This window comes from Nocardia sp. IBHARD005 (genome assembly GCF_052814245.1).
The window spans coordinates 2,099,111-2,117,713 of record NZ_CP199935.1 but is presented as its reverse complement, the minus strand read 5'-3'; the positions used below and the strand labels follow the sequence as shown (position 1 = coordinate 2,117,713).

Genomic DNA, 18,603 nt, shown 5'->3' with positions numbered 1-18,603 from the left:
GCCGCTGACAGCGACTGCGACAAGCCGTCCACGTCACGTTCCAGCTAGAACGCCCGCCGGGTGCACCTTGCGCCAGTGTTCGGCGATGTCGATGCGGCGGCTTATCCACACCCGGTCGTGGGATTGGACGTGGTCGAGGAAGCGTTCCAGGGCCGCGGTGCGGGCGGGGCGGCCCGCTATGCGGCAGTGCAGGCCTACCGACAGCATTTTCGGGGCGCCTTCCGCGCCTTCCCGGTAGAGCACATCGAAGGCGTCGCGCAGGTGGGCGTAGAACTCGTCGCCGTTGGCGAAGCCCGCCGGAGAGGAGAAGCGCATGTCATTGGTGTCGAGGGTGTACGGAACCACCAGGTGGTGCCTGGCGCGCACCTCGGTCCAGTAGGGGAAGTCGTCGGCGTAGGAGTCGGAGTCGTAGACGAAACCACCCTGTTCGACGACCAATTCGCGGGTGTTCGGGGAGTCGCGGCCGGTGTACCAGCCGAGGGGGGCCGCACCGGTGAGGTCGGTGAGGATGCGGATCGCTTCGGCCATATCGGCGCGTTCGATATCGCGATCGATCAGCTGATAGGACTTCCATTGCAGTCCGTGGCAGGCGATTTCGTGGCCGAGCTCGGAAAAGGCCGCCACCGCTTCGGGATTGCGCTGCATGGCTCGCGCCACCGCGAAGACGGTGAGCGGGAGGCCGCGCCGTTCGAAGGCGCGCAGTACCCGCCACAACCCGGCGCGCGAACCGTATTCGTAGAGCGATTCCATGCTCATGTGCCGGTTCGGAAAAGGATCGGCGGGCGTCATCTCGGAGAGAAAGGTCTCCGAATGCGGCGAACCGTCGAGGACGTTGTTCTCCCCGCCCTCTTCATAATTCAGCACGAACTGCACGGCGATATGCGCGTGGTCGGGCCACTGCGGATCGGGCGGATTCGGCCCGTAACCGACGAAATCGCGAATATCGCTCACGCTGTCTCCTCTACGCGTGCTCGGGTGCCCTCCGTGGTGATGCAGGCTGCCGCCTCCGGGCGCTGACCGCTCACGCGGAGAGGTCCCCATAGAGGCGCAGCCGGGCGAGGCCGCCGTCGGGATAGATATCGAGGCGCACCTCCACGACCGAGGCGGCCGCGGGCTGCAGCGCGAATCGGTGGCGCGTGTCGGGCAGCAGGTCGGTGCGCGGCAGGAGCTCGACTTCTGTTCCGTCGCTGGTGAATCCGGTGAGCGAGGCCGCACCGGGGCTGTTGCCGAGGAAGCAGGAGGTGTCGATCTCGGCCAGCCGGATCGCCCCTGGCCCGGCGAGTTTGATTCGCGCCCAGTCGTTTCCGTCGTCGCGGCGACGCGCGGTCTCCCAGCCGTCGCCCATTTCCCTGGCCGGTCCGGGGTAGAGCAGCTGGTTCGGCGAGCTGTAGAAGCGGTTGGAGCAGTCGAGCACGATGGCGCCGTTTTCCAGTGCGGCGAGGTCGAGCGGGCCGAGGCCGAGCAGCGCGGTATCGGGGCGACCTTCGCCGTGCACGCGCAGGCGGGCCACGCCGCCATCGGGATGCATGGTGAGTTTCACATGGGTCCACCGGTTCTCGTCGTCGACGGCGAACGGATTGCGGCTGTCACCACCGACCTTCACGCGGTCGAGCAGGGTGACCCAGTCGGTGCGGGCGGCGATCTCCCCGGCGGGCGGGTACCCCTCGATTTCCAGCGCCGACAGCGACACCTCGGGTGGATAGTTACCTGTGAACCAGGCGGTGTCGACCAGGACGCCACGGATCACGCCGGGCACACCGAGACGCACGATGGCTGAATCGTCACCGGGTTTGCCACGGTGCCTGCGGGTCTCCCAGCCGTCGTAGACCTGGCCCTTGTGCCCGAACGTCGCCGGCTGGTATTCCGGCGGACCCGGGCTGACGAGGTTCTCCTTCTCCGCGAAGAATTCGTCGTTCGCCCAGATCACCGAACCGCCGAGGGTGCGGACGGCCAGATCCGGTAGCAGGGTGAAATCGTCGCTGCCGGTGAATCGGCTCACGGGTGCCTCCTGGGGTCGGGTGCCCACGACCGAAGCCGTGCTGGTCTGAGAAATGGTGCGCCGGATGCGCGACAACCGCGCTCTCATCGACCGGGTGTCACCGCCTTCGATATTGCCGGTATACCGCTATTCGAAAGGGGTACCTCACGTCGCGCGCACTCGCCGCGCGACGAGGTCGAGCAGAACATCGCTGGTCAGACCCGGTGCCGTGGCGAGAAGTTCCGCATCGGTGAACGCACCGGCACGCAGGCCACGCAACACGGTGCTCGCCAAGGCCTCGGCGGTGGCCGGCTCGTCCATCACGCCGCCACCGCGCCGGTCCAGATAGGCGATCAGGCGCGGCACCGCCACCTCGGACGCGCCGCGAAAGAAGTCGTAGGTGGCGAGCCAGCGGGTGATCAGGTGGGCGGGGTGCATGTCCCAGCCCTGGTAGTAGCCGCGGCGTAGGGCCCGGTCGACCAGGCGGTGATGGTTGGCCATCGCGCCTTCGGGATCGACGTCGGGGACGATCTGGGTCGAGCCGTCACAGATCCACACCCCCGTCTGCGCGGCGGCGACCTGCATCACCGACTTGGCGTAGTCGGCGGCGGGGTGGTCGAGGGCCTGATCGGTGGCCGCGATACCGCAGGCCGCGGTGTAGTCGTACGTGCCGAAATGCAGTGCGCTACAACGCCCGTCGGCCAGCTGGATCATCTTGGTGATCGGCGCGGTGCCGTCGGGGGCGATGATCGCCTGCGGGCTCTCGATCTGTAGTTCGAACCGCAGCGACCGCTCGGGCAGGCCGTGGCCACGCTCGAGTCCGGTGCACAGGTCGACGATCGCCGATACCTGTTCCGCGGCACGGATCTTCGGCACCGTGAACACGAAGCCGGGCAGCGCACCACCCGCCCCGTCGAGGACGAGTTCGAGGGTCCGCAGCGCGCGCCGACGTTCGTTCGCGGCGAGCCCTTTCGTGCGAACACCGAATGAGACCGGGGCGCCGGGCTTTTCGGCCCATGCCGCCAGCGCCTCGCCCGCCGCCTTCGCGGCCGCGTCCTCTTCCTCGTCGGCACGGAACCCGTAACCGTCTTCGAAGTCGATGCGCATGTCCTGCACCGGCCGGTCCGCGAGTTGGCGGCGGACGGCAGGCAGCGAACCGGTGACGTCGAGGCCGACGAGGAAGTCGGCGTGGCGATGCAGCAACTCCAAGGCGGCAGCGCCCCACTCGGCGGGGGTCTCCGCGGTGGCGCGGTCGGCGGGAACGTAGGCGGTGTGCACCGGCTGGACCCGGTCACCGGCTCCGGGGTAGCGCCCGCGCAGTTCGGCGTCGACGGAGTCGAGAACGGCGTCGAGGCGGGCTCGAATATGTTCGGGCAGGCGAGTATTCACCCGGCGGTTCCTTCCTGGATGACGCGCCACACACGGTCGGCGGTCATCGGTAATCGGTACGGGCGGGCTCCGATGGCGTCGCGGATCGCGTTCGCCATGGCCGGGGCCACCGGGTTGTAGGGGGACTCACTCATCGATTTGGCACCCAGCGGGCCCAGTTCGTCACTGGTTTCGGCGAAATAGACCTCTGTGCGGGGCAGATCGGCGAACTGTGGAATGTGATAGTGGCGCAGCGTCCTGGTGGTCACCACCCCGTTGTCCGACCGCATGTCCTCGTAGAGCGCGGTGCCGAGTGCTTGCGCGACCCCGCCTTCCACCTGCCCGCGCAGCTGCACCGGATTGAGCACGGTGCCCGCGTCGGCGACCTGGATCGACTGCAGGATCCGTACCGCACCGGTCGACGGCTGGACCCCCACCCGGAACGCGTGGACATTGAAACTCACCGAGCGCGGGGTGCCCGCGTGGGTGCCGTGGGCGATCAGCTCGCCGTCGGCGAGCAGCTGGGCGGCGGTGATCAGCTCGTCGCCGCAGCGGACCCCGCCCGCTTCGAGCAGGCAGTCACGTTCGGGGTGACCGCTCACCTTCGCCGCCCTGGCCAGCACCATCGCGTGCAGTTCGAGCGCCGCCGCGTACAGGGCTTTGCCGGCGACCACGGTGCCGGTGGAGCCGAACGCGCCGGTGTCGTGGCCGACGACGTCGGTGTCGGATTGGCGGATCACGATCCGCTCGGCGGCGGTGGCCAGTGCCGTGGCCGCGAGCTGGGCGTGGACGGTGGTGGTGCCGTTGCCGAATTCCGCTGTGCCGACGCAGATTTCGTAGCGACCGTCAGGGAGCAGGCTCGCCGTGGCATCGGCATGGTGTCCGCGCGGGGGTACGGTCGCGATCATCGCCACGGCCATCCCCTCACCCACCTGCCATTGCGGGCCCGGTGCGGCGACACCGTTGCCGCGACGCAGCGCCTGCTGGGCGGTGTCGAGGCATTGGTCGAGGCCGTAGCTACCGAAAGTCAGGTCGGATTCGTCGATTTCGGCGCCGGTGAACTGATCGCCCGGGTTCACCACATTGCGGCGGCGGAATTCGAAGGGGTCGATGCCGAGTTCGCGGGCCAGTTCGTCGATCGCCGATTCCACGCCGAAGATCACCTGGCCGAGCCCGTAGCCACGGAACGCACCGGAGGGAACGTTGTTGGTGTACACCGCTTGTGCGTCGACCCGCTTGTTCGGGCAGCGGTAGACGGCCACCGATTCGCCGACAGAATGGAACATCACGCCCGCGCTGTGATTGCCGTAGGCGCCCGAGTCGGTGAGCACGTCCACCGAGAGTGCGGTGAGCATGCCCGCCGCGTCGGCTGCCGCGGTGACCGCGACGCGCATCGGGTGACGGCAAGTGGCCGAGGTGAATTCGTCCGTGCGGGTGAACTCGTATTGCACGGGATGGCCGGTGCGCAGCACGGCCAGCGCGATCAGGTCCTCGGCCAGCATCTCCTGCTTCGCCCCGAACCCGCCGCCGACGCGAGTCGCGAACACCCGCACACGATCTCGGCCCAGTCCGAACACGTGGCAGAGTTCGTCGCGCACCAGGAACGGCACCTGTGTGCTCGACCGGACGACGAGCCTGCCCGCGTCATCGAGCCAGCCGACGCCACCGTGGGTCTCCAGGTGCACGTGCTGCACGCGAGGTGAATTCCACACGCCGCTGACGACTTTCGCGGCCCGCGCGATACCGGCATCGAAATCGCCTACACCGCCGTGGATCTCGGCGATCAGATTGCGCTGGGCGTCGGCGATCCGTGCCGAGGCCGGCTTATCGGCGTGCAGCAGCGGTGCGCCATCGGCCAGGGCTGCCTCGGGTTCGAATACCGCAGGCAGCAGCTCGTACTCCACCTGCAGCGCTCGCACGCCGGCACGGGCGGCGTGCAGGGTCTCCCCCACCACCGCGGCCACCCGCTGCCCCGCGAACCGGACCGTTCGATCGAGCACGAAGGTGTCGTCCGGATCGTCCTCGCGCAGTTCGTGGCGAGCCGTGGAGAACGCGGTCCGCGGTCCATCCACATGTGTCAACACCGCGTGCACACCCGCAACAGCCCGCGCCGCGGCCACATCGATGGAGACAATCCGCGCGTGCGGGTGCGGACTGGCCAGCACCGCCAGATGCCACGGCGCCACGGGCGGCATCTGGTCCCCCGCGCCCGGCACCACATCCATCGTGAACGCCTCCCCACCCCGCACAATCCGCGCCCCCGCGGGCGCCCGCACCCCATCCCCGATCTGCCCGGCCCGGTACTTCCGCCGCATCACCCCACCGACCCGCGCCTGCGCCCCCAGCACAGCAGCTGCCCCGACCTCCGGCCCCTCCTCGGCCGACGCCGTGGTGACCTCACCAGCCAACCGACCCGAGTGTCCTTGTGTCACATAGGACTCGACAGCAGATCCCTCCGCAATGAGCGGCTCGTCCGATCCCGCCACCTCGATTCCCGGCCGCACGTCTCCAACAGTCGAATGTGCGGACCGACCATCATCGCTCCGCGCCGCGGTGACCGGGGACGCGTCGGGTGGCGTTCCGGCGTCAGTCGATTCCGCGCTCGCCTGCTGCGCGGCTTCATCGGCAACGTTTCGCGTGGCCGACGAACAATCGTCGAATCGGTCAGCGGTCGCCTCGCCGAACCCGGACGCCGCCTCCGCGACACGCGTCTGCGTCGAAGCGGTCGGCTCACGACGAGGTTTCCCTGTGCACAGCGGGCCGGATACCGTCGAATTGTCCTGCGCCGATTCGGCCTCGGCATTTGTGCACAGTGATGCACAGGGTGCGGCCAAGGCGTCGGCGATGGCGCGATAACCCGTGCAGCGGCACAGGTTTCCCTTCAGCAGCTCGGCGCGTTCGGCGTCGGTAACTGCCTGAGCAGGAAAGTTGTCCACAGCTGTGTCGGGCCGGGCTGCGGCCAGACCCGACGCTGTCACCACCATTCCGGCGGTGCAGAAACCGCATTGGAACGCGGCGTTCTCGACGAAGCCGCGCTGCACCGGGTTCGGGCCGTCCGCATCGCCCAGACCCGCGGCGGTCGTCACCGCGCGGTCGGCGGCGCGGTGGGCGGGGATCAGGCAGGAATGGACGGGTTCGCCGTCGAGCAGCACCGAGCAGGCGCCACAATCGCCGGAGTCGCAGCCCTTTTTGACCGCCAGCTCGCCGTGTTCGCGCAGCAGCGTGCGCAGGCATTGGCCGGGCCGGGCGGTCACCTCGACCGCGCGGCCGTCGATATCGAGCCTCATGAACCACCTCCTTGTTCCGTCAGCACGATTCGGCCGCGCAGACCACCTTCGGCCAGTCGGGTGTGCGCGTCAGCTGCTGGACCGGATCGGCGACGAGTGGGTGATCCTGGCGATCGACGCGCCGCTCACGGCCTCCTACGCGATCATCTGATCTCACGCCGCCTCCCAGAGGTCGGCGGCAACCTCGGCGGCCAGCAGCCCGGTCACATGTTCGCGCCAGTCCGGCGCACCGTGTGGATCGTCGAACCACACGTCGTCGTCCAGGTCGGCCAGCGCGGCGGTGAGATCGGATTGCGAAGGGACGGCATCGAAGTCGAGGACAATCGGGCGCACGGTCGCCGCAGTGATGGTGATCGCGCATCGGTCGTCGGACTCACGTCTACCCATCACGACCGACCCGGATCGCCCGAGCGGAGCCAAGGCGATCTTGCGAAAGCTGGTGCGCGCCAACAGGCTCGAGGTGGGCATCAGGAAAGAGCGCACCACAGCATCCGGCGCGAGCAGGTTCTCGCCCGGCCCAGTAACGAAGTCGCGCAGGGCGATTCGCCGCTCGCCACCGCCACGTGGCCAGATCACCGCCGTCGCGTCCAAGGCGACGAGCGCGCCGAGAACCGCACCGGCGGGCAGTGACAGACACACATTCCCGCCGACCGTCGCGGTGCGCCAGATCTTGTGCGAGGCCAGCAGTGCCCGGCAGGACTTGGCGAACAGCGCGGTGCCTGGCCACTCGGGCCGCAACACCGGAGTACCGAGTTCGCGGCCGGGACGGGCACCGGCGAACTCCGCCAGCGTGCAGGTCGCGGCGATCTCCAGACCCTGCGCGGTCGCCGTCAGCGGTGCCCAGCCGAGGGTGGTGATGTCGACGAGCCGGTCGAGGTGATCGTGCGGTTCGGAGAACAGGAAGGTGCCGCCCGCCAGCACCGCGCTACCCGCTCCGACCTGCGCCAGATCGGCGCGTTCGCGGGCGAGAACAACCTCGGAAACAGTATCCAGATCCACGTTCACCTCGCTTACCTCACCAGCCACAGTAGGGGCCGGGAGTTGCCACGATGTTGCACGAAACCCGCGCCAGATTGCGCCGTGGTTAACCCGGTGTACGTCATCCAGTGTGCGCCGATCCGGGAATAACCGCAGTTCAGCACACCGCCGCAGCCGACGAGCACCGCCCGCGGCGTCTCGCTCGCGCGCACACGCCGACCGGCGCGCGGTCGACATCAGCGCCCACCCCGGCCGAGCACGCTCACGCGCCAGTGCCTTCCGGGGCTCCAGGCCCGCGTTCAACGCCGACGCACCTCGACCACGCCGGGAATCGGCGCCGGTCGCTACCGGCCAGGCCCGGCCGCGCACGTTCACACACTGTCCAACAGTGTCGCCTGCGCCTGCGCGACATCCGCACCCACCGATACCTCGTCCACCGTCAGCACTACATCGTCGCGAACAACCTCGCGCCCGTTCACCAACAGGGCGGCCAACGGCGGCGCCGATCCGAGGATGAGCGCGACGACGGGGTCCTCGATACCGGCGTGAGCGGGCGTATCCAGCCGCCACAGCGCCAGATCCGCCAGCTTGCCGGGCTCGATGGACCCGATCTCGTCAGCCCGTCCGAGCACCCGCGCACCACCCATGGTCGCCAGCTCCAGCGCCGTGCGCACCGTCATCGCCCGCGGACCGCCGACCGCCCGCGCATACAGCAGCGCGTTGCGCGGTTCCTCGATCATCGAACTCGACTCGTTGCTGGCCGCACCGTCGACTCCGAGACCAACGGGCACACCGGCCGCCACCAGGTCCGCGGTCCGCGCGATCCCGGCGCCCAACCGGCCGTTGGACGTCGGGCAATGCGCGACGCCGGTCCCGGTGCGAGCCATCGCGGCGATCGCCGTGTCGTCGAGGTGCACGGCGTGCGCGTACCAGACGTCGTCGCCGAGCCAGCCGAGCTGTTCCATGTATTCAGCGGGCGTGCAGCCGAAGCCCTCCTGGCAGAAGTCCAGCTCATCGGAGGTTTCGGCGAGGTGAGTGTGCAGCCGGACCCCGGCGGATCGGGCCAGCGCGGCGGACTCGCGCAGGAGGTCGGCGGTCACCGAGAAGGGCGAGCAGGGGGCGAGCGCGATCCGCACCATCGCGTCGAAGGACGGGTCGTGCCAGTCCGCGATGGCCGCGGCGCTCGCGGCGAGGATATCGTCGATCGACTCCACCACCGCGTCCGGCGGCAGCCCGCCGTTGCTCTGCCCGAGATCCATCGACCCGCGCGCCGGGTGGAACCGCAGACCCACATCGGCCGCCGCCCCGATTTCCGCGGCGAGCAGATCGCCGCCACCGCGCGGGAACACGTAATGATGATCCGACGACGTCGTGCACCCACTGCGCGCCAGCGAAACCAGGGCACCGGTGGCCGCCGTCCGCACCGACTTCTCGTCGATCCGCGTCCACACCGGATACAGCCTCGTCAGCCACTCGAACAACGTGTGGTCGGCGGCCAGCCCACGGGTGATCCACTGATACAGGTGGTGGTGGGTGTTGACCAGGCCGGGGGTGAGCACGCAGCCACGCCCGTCGATGCGCGCGACCGCAGGGCCGAACGCCGGCGGCTCGCCCGCGCCGACGGCATCGATCTTGTTGCCACGCACAGTGACCCAGCCATGTCGATACTCGGTGCCCGCCGCATCGACGGTCACCACCGCACATCCGTGGATCAGCAGCTCGGGCGCGCTCACGGCTGCCACGCGATTCCCGCATCGGGCGCGTCCGCGCGCGCCAGGGTGGCGTGGATCGAGCCGTACGGCCGGTCGGCCGCCCAGAACACCTCACCTTTGTTCTCGATCTCGAACCGCGCGAGGTCGTAATCGAAGTGGTGCTTGTTCGGTGCCGACAGCCGGATCTCCGCCAGTATCGGAAACCGTTGCAGCGCGGCAGTTCCCATCGCGTACAGCGTCTGTTGCAGCGCCTTGGAATACGTGGTCGCGAACAGCTCGAGCAGAGTGGCGCGGATCCCCGCGTATATCCCGTCCCAGTCGACGCCACCGGTTTCGGCGAACCGCCACTGGACCACCAGTGAGCTGGCCAGCACGCGATCGTGGGTCGGCGCGAGGGTGGTGTACTCGTCGGTGAGGAAGCCGGCGAACTCCGAGCCGGTCGACTTGAGCAGCACCAGGTCCTTGATCCCGCCGATCACCCAGGTCTGCTGCTGCGCACCCTTGCCCGCCACCGTCACCGCGGCCGTGCGCACCTCGGGCCCCTGGCGCACCCAGGTGTGGTCGTGTTCGGCACCACCGATCGAAACCCGCTGCCAGCCATAGGAGTCCACGTCGATACGCGCACTCGACACCGGCTCGACCGTGTCGGCGAAATGCTTGGCCAGCGCGATCGCGTACTCCTCGATGGTGTCGAGGCCGGGCTTGTTCGAGTAGATGAACGCCATGTGCTTCTGGGTATCGGTGGGCAGGACATGACGCTGGTCACCGTCGGTGTATGCCGCCTCGAAATCGCCGCGCAGGGTCGTGGAGACGTTCACATCACGAATCTCGTGGCGCGCGTTCTCTTTGCAGAAACGCACCACCCGATTCTCGGCTTTGCCATATCGATTGTCGGTCAACACGATCGGACCACTCAGTGCCATCTCAGCTCCCTCGGTAGGTGGAATAGGCGAACGGCGACAGCAGCAGCGGCACATGCAGATGCGGCTGCTCACCCACCGTGAATGCGACGCAGACTTCCGGATAGAAAGTCTCGACACCCTGCGCCGCGAAGTAGCTGCCGGTATCGAAGAACAGTCGGTAGTCACCCGGATTGAGCCCGGCCGCAAGCTCTTTCACCCGCCCGTCGGCGTCGGTGAGCGCTTCGGTGAGCCGCTGGTCGCCGCGCACGAGCCACACGGCGACACCTGCGGCGGGGACCCCGCCCACAGCATCGAGGACGTGGGTACTCAGGCTCGTCACGGCGCCACCAGCCCCGCCAGGCGCAGCCGATTGATCTTCGCCAATTCTGTTCGCATGACCTGCCTTTCGGTAGCCGAATCGTTGTCCAGCCGCGCCCGCAATACCGCGAGCAACTCCTCGCCGCTGCGGCCCGCCGCGCAGACCAGGTAGATATGGCCGAACTTCGCCTCGTAGGCGCGATTGCCCTCGGCCAGCGCGGCGCGCACGTCCGCGCCCGCCACGCCGGACTGTTCGCGCGCCGACGCCGCCGAGGTCGGGCGGTCGCCGATGCGCGGGTGATCGGCCAGCGCCTCGTCGATCTCATCGTCATCGAGCGCGGTCAATGCCGCATCGGCCGCCGCCAGCAGCGCGTCGGTGGTCGCGTAGGGACGCGCGGCTGCGATCGCCCGGGCCCAGCGTGGTGCGGAGCAACAGGCAAGCAATGTCTCTTCGGCAGTCGCCTCAGCTACATCGTTGAAACCCGCGAGGCTCAACCCTTCGCTCGTCATCGATCCAGCATCGCGCGATCCCCGCCCTGCCGCCACCGCTGTGCACTCCATCACGTCGGCGTGTCGTCGTCGCTGCGCTCCTCTGCCGTAATCGACCGGCAACATTGCGTCATTACCTTCGCTCACATGCCCCCCATCGACCCCTCCGCGCACTCCTCGTGCACGGGCATCGTCCTCGCGGCGGGTGCGGGCACGCGCTACGGCAAACCCAAGGCACTCGCCGAAAACGGCGACTGGTTGCGCTCGGCGATCACCGCCCTGCGCGAGGGTGGTTGCGATCCGGTGATCGTCGCGCTCGGCGCGACCGGACCCGATCCGACCGCGCTCGGACTGCCCGACGGCATCGAGTGGCGGTGGGTCGCCGACTGGGCGACCGGACTCGCCGCGACGGTGCGCGCGGGCCTGGGCGCCGCCATCGACACCGGGACTCGCTATGTGGCGTTCCTGCCCGTCGACACCCCCGATATCGGGGCCGATGTGGTCGCCAGAGTGCTCGCCGCGGCGCGGTCGAGCCAGAGCGGACTTGCCCGTGCTGTGTTTCACGACACACCCGGACATCCCGTTGTGATCGAGAACAAGCACTGGGAAGCCATTTCGGAGGTAGCCGCAGGCGATGTCGGGGCCGGTTCCTATTTGGGCGGTCGACAGGATATGGTGTGCGTCACGTGCGACGACTTGGCGACAGGGACCGATCGCGATTTCCCGGAAGTCGGCGCACGGTGATCGGAGTTGTGAGATATGCGCGATATCGTCGATGACCTTCTGCGAGTGTGGCATTCGGGCCGTACGGGCGGCCTCGCCACCGTGGTCCGTACCATCGGCACCAATTCCCTGCCGATCGGCTCTTCGATGCTCGTCACCCCCAACGGTGGCGTCTTCGGATCCATCGCCTCCGGTCGATTGGAAGAGACCGTCTACGAGGCGGCATTGGAAGCGGGCCGCACCGGCGTCCGGCAACTGCGTCGCTACAGCATGCTCACCGGCATGGAATCGAGCGCCGACGACGGCACGCTCGTCGATATCTTCGTAGAGCCGTTCTCCTGCCGCGATTTTCCCGAATTCCCCACCATCGCCGCCGATATCCAAGCCCATCGCCGGGTCACCGTGTTCACCGTGGTCTGGAATCAGGATCCCGATGTCATCGGCCAGCATCTGGTCACCGACCGCAAGCACGCGACCGAACTCGTCGCGCTGCCCGAGTCGGATCTGTTCGTCGCCTCGTACTGCCCGCCGCCGCGCCTGATCATCTTCGGTGCCAACGCTTACGCGGCCACCCTCGTCGCGCAGGCGCGGATGATCGGCTACCGGGTGAGCATCTGTGACTCGCGCCCCGAGTTCGCCGACCCGGCCTCGTTCCCCGGCGCCGAAGTGGTCGTCGACTGGCCGCACCGCTACCTCAACACCCTCTCGGCCGCGGGCGAGATCGACAGCAGCACCGCCATCGTCGTGCTGGCCAACGAGCCGCGCTTCGAGATCCCGCTGCTCACCGTCGCGTTACGACTACCCGAGCTCGGCTACCTAGCCGCCCTCGGCACCCCCGCCGACCAGGCCCGCCGCCTCGACGACCTGCGCGCGGGCGGCTTCGACGAGCCGACCCTGGCCCGCGTGCATGTGCCCGTCGGCCTGGAATCGGGCCCGCGCACCCCCGCCGAGACCGCCGTCTTCATCACCGCCGACTTCCTCGCCTCCCGCGCGGGTCTACGCCTGGCCGCCCAGCGCGACTACCTCTCGACAGCCGCAGTGGGCATGGCTATATAGATTGGCGGCTGGCGCCGCTGGTTTTCGGCCTGGGAACCTTGATCTTCCCTCCCGCCGGGCACTCCTTCGTCGCACCCTCTGGTCAGTCCAGATCAAGGCGGCCGAAAACCGCTCAGGTCTACTTCAAGCCCGGGTTTTCGGCGTAGATCTCTCGCAGTACGGACAGGTCGAAGAGCTGGTCGGCCTTGATGTCGATCTTGGCCGTGCGCAGGGCGGCGATGTTCTGCTCGATCAGCGCGTCGGTCATCGAGAAGAGGCCGTCGGTCTTGGTCGTGGCCGAGACGACCAGGTCGTTCTGCGCGATGGCTTCCTCGGTCTGCTCGGCCAGGTCGAGCTTCAGGTCCTTGCCGTAGACCTCCACGGCCAGACGCGCGGATTCGGCCGGGTTGGCGACGGCGTCCTTCCAGCCCTTGATCTGGGCGATCAGGAAGGCCTCGAGCTTGTCGCGCTCGTTGTCGATGGTGTGCTGGGTGACGGTGAGCGTCTCGGCGACCAGCGGCAGACCGAAGTCGGCGAACAGAAAGTGGTCGTTGGCGAAGCCCTTGGCGGCCAGGGTGATCGGCTCATTGGTCACATAGCTCACCCAGCCGTCGACCTCACCGTTGGCCAGCGGGGTCGGATCGAACTGCGCGGGCACCACGGTCACCTCGCCCGGACTGATGCCGTTGGCGGCCAGCAGGGCGCTGAAGATGAGCTGGTTGGTGTCCTGCACGCCGATCTTGCGGCCCTTCATATCCGCGGGCGATGTGATCGGTTTACCCGCCGAACTCACGATCGCGAACGGGTTCTTCTGATAGGTCGCGCCGACGATTTTGGCGGGCAGGCCTTCGAGCACGGCGGGCGCGGTGGTCTGCGGCGCGGAAAGGCCGAGCCAGATCTTGCCGGTATCGAGGCCTGCTTCCACCGAAGTCGAGGCCGCACCACCGGCGACGAGATCTACCGCACCGAATCCCGCATCCTTGAAATAGCCCTTCGAATCGGCGAAATACTCACCCGCGAATTCGATGTTCTTGATCCACGACAACTGGATAGCGACCTTGCCGAATTTCGAGCCGTCGTCGGCCGAACCGTTCGGGGAAGTGCCCGAACCGCCGCCACAGGCCGCGAGCAATCCGGCCCCGCCGAGCGCGGCGCCGGTCACTGCGGAGAATCGAAGAAAGGAACGACGGTCGATGCTGTTCATACGCAGAATGTAGATTCGGCGCGTTTCGTTCTCTTTGCGCCCACGTTCCGTAATATAGGCGGCTGGCGCCGCGGTTCTCGGCGCTGAACTCCACCTCTTCCCTCCCTACGGGCACTCCTTCGTCGCACCCTTCGGTCAGTCCATCGGCGGAGGCGCGCCGAGAACGGTCGTAGTACTACGACCCCGCGCTGGGCCCGAAGCGCGCGAGCACCACGTTCTCGATCACGCCGACAATCGCGTACAGCAGCACCGACACCACCGTGACGACCACGATGGACGCCCACAGCCGGTTGTACTGGAACATCGGGATCGCCCGCACCAGGCTCGCGCCCAATCCTGTTCCGCTGCCGAGCCATTCACCCAGCAGGGCACCGATCAACGCACCGGGCACCGAGACCCGCGCCGCGGCGAACACCGACGGCAGCGCGGCGGGCACCGCGACCATCCGCAGCCGCGTCCAGCGCGAGCCGCCGTAGGCGGTCACCAATTCCATTGTCTGCCTTGGTGCTTCACGCAGTCCGGTCATGATCATCACCAGGGCGGGGAAGAACACGACGATCGCTGTCAGCACCGTGACCCCCGCCGTGCCGCGGCCGAAGATCAGCACGACGATCGGGCTCAGGGCGACCAGCGGCACCGAACGCAACAGCATCGCGACCGGCATGAACGTCTGCCGCACAGCCGAATACAGCACGAACAGCGCGGCAACGCCGAGCGCACCCGACATCCCGGCCGCGAAGCCCGATGCCGCGTCGCCGAGGGTGATCGCGAGGTCGTCGAAGATCGCCTGCCGTGCCGCCGGCGCACCCGCCGAGGTCACCAGGTAGGCCCAGACATCCGATGGTGTCTTGCCCACCCGCGGCCCGATCTGCGGGAACAGGCGAAGAAACAGCGTCCAGATGACGAGCAGCAGGATCAGCGAAGTCGCCAGCGGCAGCACGAAATTGCCGATCCGGCGCACCACGGTGGCGGTCATCGCCCCTCCTCCACAGTCGTCCACGGCGTGATCAGTCGGGCCGCGCCCGCCACCAGCAGGTAGCCGAGCCCGGCCAGTGCGGCGGCGGCGATCGCCAAGCCCCAGGTGCGCGGCACGTTGTAGGCGGTCTGTGCCGCGGTGAGCGCGACACCGATACCGCTGTCCACACCACCGAGGTACTCACCGATGATCGCGCCGAGCACGGCCGACGGTGCGGCGATCTTCAAGGCGGCGAACGTATTCGGTAGTGCGGCGATGGCTTGCACCCGGTATAGCTGCTGCCACCGGCCACCGCCGTAGGCGCGCACCAGATCCAGGCTCGCCGGATCGGCCGAGCGCAAGCCGCTCACCGCGCCGACCATGGTGGTGAAGAAGCAGTACATCGCGGCCAGGAACACCGTGGGCGTGCGTCCGCCGAACACCACCAGGATGATCGGGCCCAGCGCCACCAGCGGTGTGCAGTAGCTCAGGATGGCCAATTGGGTCGCGAGTGGTTCGATCCGCGGCACCAGCATGATCAGCGTCGCGATCCCGATCGCCAGCACGTTGCCCCAGAGGAAGCCCTGCAAGGCCCCGACCGCGGTGACCTGGAAGTTGGGCCCGTAGAGGCCCCACCCGTCCGACCACATGGCCGAAAGGACCCGCCACGGTGAGGGAATCGTCCCGCCCGCGGTTCCGGCGGCGGCCAGCGCCCACCACAGGGCGATCAGCACTATCACGCCCGCCGCCCCGGCCACCCGGCCCGTGCCGATCCCCGCCGGGATGCGCCGGGCCGTCGCCACGCTCACGCGACCCCACCCCGCCCGAACAGCAACTCGGACAGGTAGTCACAGAGCTTGTGGAATTCGGGCGTGCGCATCATCTCGGGTGTGCGCGGTCGCGGCAGGTCGATCTCGACCAGTTCGAGCACCCGGCCCGGTCGCGGACTCATCACCGCGACCACGTCGGAGAGGAACACCGCCTCGCCGATACCGTGGGTGACCATCAGTGTGGTGGCGGGCTTCTCGGTCCAGATGCGCAGCAGTTCCAGGTTCAATCGCTGCCGGGTCATGTCGTCGAGCGCGCCGAACGGTTCGTCGAGCAGCAGCACCGACGGTTGCACGACCAGCGCTCGCGCGATCGAAACCCGTTGGCGCATACCGCCGGACAACTGCGCGGGCTTGGCCTTCTCGAACCCTTCGAGGCCGACGAGTGCGATCAGTTCGGCGATCCGGTCCGGTTCGGCGGGCAGCCCGGCCACCTGCAACGGCAGCCGGATGTTCGATTCCACACTGCGCCACGGCAGCAACGCCGAATCCTGGAACGCGATACCTAGCTCGGCTGCGCCGCGCAATTGTTCCGGGGACATGCCATTGATCCGCGCGGTGCCCGCACTCGGTTCGTCCAGGCCGGCCAGAATCCGCAACACCGTCGATTTGCCGCAGCCCGAGGGCCCGAGCAATGACAGGAATGCACCGTGAGAAGTCCGCAAATCGACCGAGTCCAGCGCGTTGACGGTGTTGCGGCCCACCGTGAAGGTCTTGCTCAACCCACTGATCTCGATCCCGGTGGTTGCGCTACCGGGGATTTCCTTACCCATGCTCGTCACCATAAGAGCGCCTGGTTGCGGCGGCATTTCCGAATCACAGCCCAGATTGCGCCCCCGTAAACCGTGCTCGAGGTCACCATAAAAGTGAACCGGTAACGATTCGGTCCGGGGAGAGGACATAGAGTGTCGACAGGATCTGACAGCCCTGCGGGCGTTGAGCGCATATGCTCTCGGCGACCGGGGGAAGCACTGCGATGACGTGCCCGACAGGGCCCGTGGACTGGAACCGACTGTTCGATGAAGCTCTCTGCACTACGTACCGTGGCCGCGCTGCGCACCACCGCCGTGGCTCTGACCGCCGCATTGTCGGTGGCCGTTGTCGCCGGTGGCGCCGCCACCGCCGCACCCGAGAAGCCCTCAGCCGTGTCGTCCATCGTCAAAGACGGACGCGTGTGGCACCTGAAGGTGTATTCGGCGGCGATGAAAAAGGACATCACGATCGACGTGCAGCGTCCCGTCGACGAGTCCAAGCCCGCCCCCAACTTCTACATGCTCAACGGCCTCGACGGCGGTGAGGGCACCGCTAGCTGGGCCGCGCAGACCCAGGCGCTCAGCTTCCTGGCCGACAAGCAGGTCAATGTGATCCAGCCGATCGGCGGCCGGGGCAGTTACTACACCGACTGGAAGCAAGAAGACCCGAAGCTGGGCCTGAACAAGTGGAGCACCTTCTTCACCCAGGAGCTTCCGCCGCTGCTCGACGGCGCCCTCAACTCGACCGGCCTCAACTCGCTGGCCGGTCTGTCCACCTCCGGCACCTCGGTGCTGCAGCTGGCCGAGGCCAACCCGGGTCTGTTCAAGTCCGTCGCCGCCTACAGTGGCTGCGCGCAGATCGCCGACCCGATGGGCAAGCAGGCCGTCAAGTTCTCCGTGGAGACCTGGGCCGGTGGCAAGACCTCGAACATGTACGGCCCGGACAACGATCCGGCGTGGGTCGAGAACGACCCGGTCGTCAACGCCGAGAAGCTGCGCGGCACCAACCTCTACATCTCCAGCGGCAGCGGCATGCCGACCAATGCCGACGTCGCCTACTACCTCAACGGTTCCCCCGGTCCGATGGGCGTGATCAACCTCGGTCTCGGTATCGGCATCGAAGCGGCGACCAACGCTTGCACGCAGAACCTGAAGACCAAGCTGGACTCGCTCGGCATCCCGGCGACCTACCAGTTCACCCCGATGGGCACCCACTACTGGCCGTACTGGGAGCAGGCGCTGCACGAGTCGTGGCCGCTGCTCGCGCAGGGCATGGGCATCTGATTTCCCACTGAAAGCGGGAGGCATCCGGATTCGGATGCCTCCCGCTTGTGCGTTGTTGGCAGCTACGTCGTCGGCACGACCGCGGTGCGCACCGTGAGCCCGGATCGGATGAAATAAGCGATCTCCTCGCAGATCTCGTCGACCGAGATCGCGTCACCGGGAACGGTGGCGTGCACCATCTCCTGGGCGAGCGAATTCACCGCGCCGATTACCGCGAGGCCGAACAGGTGCAGGCTGCGCGATTCCGCTTCGCCGCGCTCGGCGGCGCGTTGCGCTTCCCGGGTGAGCAGTGCCGAAATCGACCGCCGCTGCGCGCGCCGCCATTCCTCCACCACCGGACTCACGCCAACGACCTCGACATAGAACACCCGCGCCGCCCGGCGATCACGGCAGGTCACCGCGAGGAACGCGCGGAAACTTTCCACCACGCGTACCACCAGCGGCTGTTCATTGGTTCTTTCCAATGCCTCGTCGAGGCGGCGCAGCGCGGCCGCGTTCAACCGGTCGACGAGTGCGATCAACAATGCCTCGCGGCTACCGATGTCTTCGTAGAAACTGCGGGTCGACACGTTCGCGGTCGAGCACAGTCGCTCGATCGAGGTCGACGAATATCCCTGGGTGCCGAATAGTTCCAGCGCCGCGTCGGTCAACCTGTTACGGCGTAGCGCGACTCGCTGCTGGCGCGACAATCCACCGTAACTACGACCACTATCGGTTACCTCCGCACGCCGAACCACGGATGCATGCTAGCGCGCGATCGCCCGGCCGCCAGGCGATTCGCCATTGTCGCC

The 18,603-nt window shown here is 67.7% G+C and carries 18 protein-coding genes; 4 read left to right on the top strand and 14 right to left on the bottom strand.

What is annotated here, in order from left to right; translation table 11 throughout:
* Positions 1-33 precede the first annotated feature (33 nt).
* From puuE to ACTWPB_RS09970, 4 genes are all read right to left on the bottom strand, one after another.
* Positions 34-951, bottom strand: coding sequence for an allantoinase PuuE (gene puuE / locus ACTWPB_RS09985; protein WP_446225394.1), 918 nt, complete (start codon positions 949-951; stop codon positions 34-36).
* A 70-nt stretch (positions 952-1,021) separates the two neighbouring features.
* Entirely contained in the window at positions 1,022-1,999 is a 978-nt protein-coding gene (alc, locus tag ACTWPB_RS09980) for an allantoicase (RefSeq protein ID WP_446225393.1), read from the bottom strand.
* A gap of 144 nt (positions 2,000-2,143) precedes the next feature.
* A complete protein-coding gene (locus ACTWPB_RS09975; protein ID WP_446225392.1) occupies positions 2,144-3,367 on the bottom strand; it encodes a DUF6986 family protein in 1,224 nt (407 codons plus the stop codon).
* Positions 3,364-6,633: a molybdopterin-dependent oxidoreductase gene (locus ACTWPB_RS09970; protein ID WP_446225391.1), complete on the bottom strand. Its 3,270-nt coding sequence runs from the start codon at positions 6,631-6,633 to the stop codon at positions 3,364-3,366. Before ACTWPB_RS09970 ends, ACTWPB_RS09975 begins: the two co-directional genes overlap by 4 nt.
* Between ACTWPB_RS09970 and ACTWPB_RS09965 the strand changes: the two genes are divergently transcribed.
* A complete protein-coding gene (locus ACTWPB_RS09965) occupies positions 6,632-6,784 on the top strand; it encodes a hypothetical protein (protein WP_446225390.1) in 153 nt (50 codons plus the stop codon). The genes ACTWPB_RS09970 and ACTWPB_RS09965 overlap by 2 nt on opposite strands.
* Positions 6,785-6,786: 2 nt before the next feature.
* On the opposite strand, the gene ACTWPB_RS09960 is transcribed toward ACTWPB_RS09965, so the two are convergent.
* The 5 genes from ACTWPB_RS09960 to uraD all read right to left on the bottom strand — a co-directional run bounded on the left by ACTWPB_RS09960 (position 6,787) and on the right by uraD (position 11,053).
* Positions 6,787-7,638 (bottom strand): FAD binding domain-containing protein, encoded by an 852-nt coding sequence (locus tag ACTWPB_RS09960; protein WP_446225389.1) that lies wholly within the window; start codon positions 7,636-7,638, stop codon positions 6,787-6,789.
* Positions 7,639-7,982: 344 nt separating this feature from the next.
* Positions 7,983-9,353 carry an 8-oxoguanine deaminase gene (locus tag ACTWPB_RS09955; protein ID WP_446225388.1) on the bottom strand — a complete coding sequence of 457 codons (1,371 nt, stop codon included), beginning with the start codon at positions 9,351-9,353 and terminating at the stop codon, positions 7,983-7,985.
* Positions 9,341-10,246: a factor-independent urate hydroxylase gene (gene pucL / locus ACTWPB_RS09950; RefSeq protein WP_446225387.1), complete on the bottom strand. Its 906-nt coding sequence runs from the start codon at positions 10,244-10,246 to the stop codon at positions 9,341-9,343. Before pucL ends, ACTWPB_RS09955 begins: the two co-directional genes overlap by 13 nt.
* 1 nt (position 10,247) lies before the next feature.
* Entirely contained in the window at positions 10,248-10,565 is a 318-nt protein-coding gene (uraH, locus tag ACTWPB_RS09945; RefSeq protein ID WP_446225386.1) for a hydroxyisourate hydrolase, read from the bottom strand.
* On the bottom strand, positions 10,562-11,053 hold the full coding sequence (gene uraD / locus ACTWPB_RS09940; RefSeq protein ID WP_446225385.1) for a 2-oxo-4-hydroxy-4-carboxy-5-ureidoimidazoline decarboxylase: 492 nt from the start codon (positions 11,051-11,053) through the stop codon (positions 10,562-10,564). Before uraD ends, uraH begins: the two co-directional genes overlap by 4 nt.
* Positions 11,054-11,179: 126 nt before the next feature.
* On the opposite strand from uraD, the gene ACTWPB_RS09935 reads away from it, so the two are divergent.
* The gene (locus tag ACTWPB_RS09935; RefSeq protein ID WP_446225384.1) at positions 11,180-11,776 is read left to right on the top strand and encodes a nucleotidyltransferase family protein; all 597 of its coding nucleotides are present in this window, start codon (positions 11,180-11,182) and stop codon (positions 11,774-11,776) included.
* Positions 11,777-11,791: 15 nt separating this feature from the next.
* Positions 11,792-12,811, top strand: a complete 1,020-nt coding sequence (locus tag ACTWPB_RS09930; RefSeq protein ID WP_446225383.1) for an XdhC family protein — start codon at positions 11,792-11,794, stop codon at positions 12,809-12,811.
* Positions 12,812-12,929: 118 nt separating this feature from the next.
* On the opposite strand, the gene ACTWPB_RS09925 is transcribed toward ACTWPB_RS09930, so the two are convergent.
* The 4 genes from ACTWPB_RS09925 to ACTWPB_RS09910 all read right to left on the bottom strand — a co-directional run bounded on the left by ACTWPB_RS09925 (position 12,930) and on the right by ACTWPB_RS09910 (position 16,549).
* The gene (locus ACTWPB_RS09925) at positions 12,930-13,994 is read right to left on the bottom strand and encodes an ABC transporter substrate-binding protein (protein ID WP_446225382.1); all 1,065 of its coding nucleotides are present in this window, start codon (positions 13,992-13,994) and stop codon (positions 12,930-12,932) included.
* 175 nt (positions 13,995-14,169) lie between these two features.
* Positions 14,170-14,970, bottom strand: a complete 801-nt coding sequence (locus tag ACTWPB_RS09920; protein ID WP_446225381.1) for an ABC transporter permease — start codon at positions 14,968-14,970, stop codon at positions 14,170-14,172.
* A complete protein-coding gene (locus ACTWPB_RS09915; protein ID WP_446225380.1) occupies positions 14,967-15,758 on the bottom strand; it encodes an ABC transporter permease in 792 nt (263 codons plus the stop codon). The genes ACTWPB_RS09920 and ACTWPB_RS09915 overlap by 4 nt, the downstream gene beginning before the upstream one ends.
* Positions 15,755-16,549: an ABC transporter ATP-binding protein gene (locus ACTWPB_RS09910; RefSeq protein ID WP_446225379.1), complete on the bottom strand. Its 795-nt coding sequence runs from the start codon at positions 16,547-16,549 to the stop codon at positions 15,755-15,757. Before ACTWPB_RS09910 ends, ACTWPB_RS09915 begins: the two co-directional genes overlap by 4 nt.
* A gap of 246 nt (positions 16,550-16,795) precedes the next feature.
* Between ACTWPB_RS09910 and ACTWPB_RS09905 the strand changes: the two genes are divergently transcribed.
* The gene (locus ACTWPB_RS09905; RefSeq protein WP_446225378.1) at positions 16,796-17,812 is read left to right on the top strand and encodes an alpha/beta hydrolase; all 1,017 of its coding nucleotides are present in this window, start codon (positions 16,796-16,798) and stop codon (positions 17,810-17,812) included.
* Positions 17,813-17,874: 62 nt separating this feature from the next.
* Here ACTWPB_RS09905 and ACTWPB_RS09900 read toward each other — a convergent pair whose 3' ends face one another.
* Positions 17,875-18,549, bottom strand: a complete 675-nt coding sequence (locus ACTWPB_RS09900; RefSeq protein ID WP_446225377.1) for a TetR/AcrR family transcriptional regulator — start codon at positions 18,547-18,549, stop codon at positions 17,875-17,877.
* Positions 18,550-18,603 lie beyond the last annotated feature (54 nt).

Excerpts from the sequence above, each read along its gene's own strand:
- ACTWPB_RS09965 (WP_446225390.1), top strand. The coding sequence starts at position 6,632 with ATGAACCACCTCCTTGTTCCGTCAGCACGATTCGGCCGCGCAGACCAC.
- ACTWPB_RS09970 (WP_446225391.1), bottom strand. The coding sequence starts at position 6,633 with ATGAGGCTCGATATCGACGGCCGCGCGGTCGAGGTGACCGCCCGGCCC.
- pucL (WP_446225387.1), bottom strand. The coding sequence starts at position 10,246 with ATGGCACTGAGTGGTCCGATCGTGTTGACCGACAATCGATATGGCAAA.
- uraD (WP_446225385.1), bottom strand. The coding sequence starts at position 11,053 with ATGACGAGCGAAGGGTTGAGCCTCGCGGGTTTCAACGATGTAGCTGAG.
- ACTWPB_RS09935 (WP_446225384.1), top strand. The coding sequence starts at position 11,180 with ATGCCCCCCATCGACCCCTCCGCGCACTCCTCGTGCACGGGCATCGTC.
- ACTWPB_RS09930 (WP_446225383.1), top strand. The coding sequence starts at position 11,792 with ATGCGCGATATCGTCGATGACCTTCTGCGAGTGTGGCATTCGGGCCGT.
- ACTWPB_RS09925 (WP_446225382.1), bottom strand. The coding sequence starts at position 13,994 with ATGAACAGCATCGACCGTCGTTCCTTTCTTCGATTCTCCGCAGTGACC.
- ACTWPB_RS09920 (WP_446225381.1), bottom strand. The coding sequence starts at position 14,970 with ATGACCGCCACCGTGGTGCGCCGGATCGGCAATTTCGTGCTGCCGCTG.
- ACTWPB_RS09910 (WP_446225379.1), bottom strand. The coding sequence starts at position 16,549 with ATGGGTAAGGAAATCCCCGGTAGCGCAACCACCGGGATCGAGATCAGT.
- ACTWPB_RS09905 (WP_446225378.1), top strand. The coding sequence starts at position 16,796 with ATGAAGCTCTCTGCACTACGTACCGTGGCCGCGCTGCGCACCACCGCC.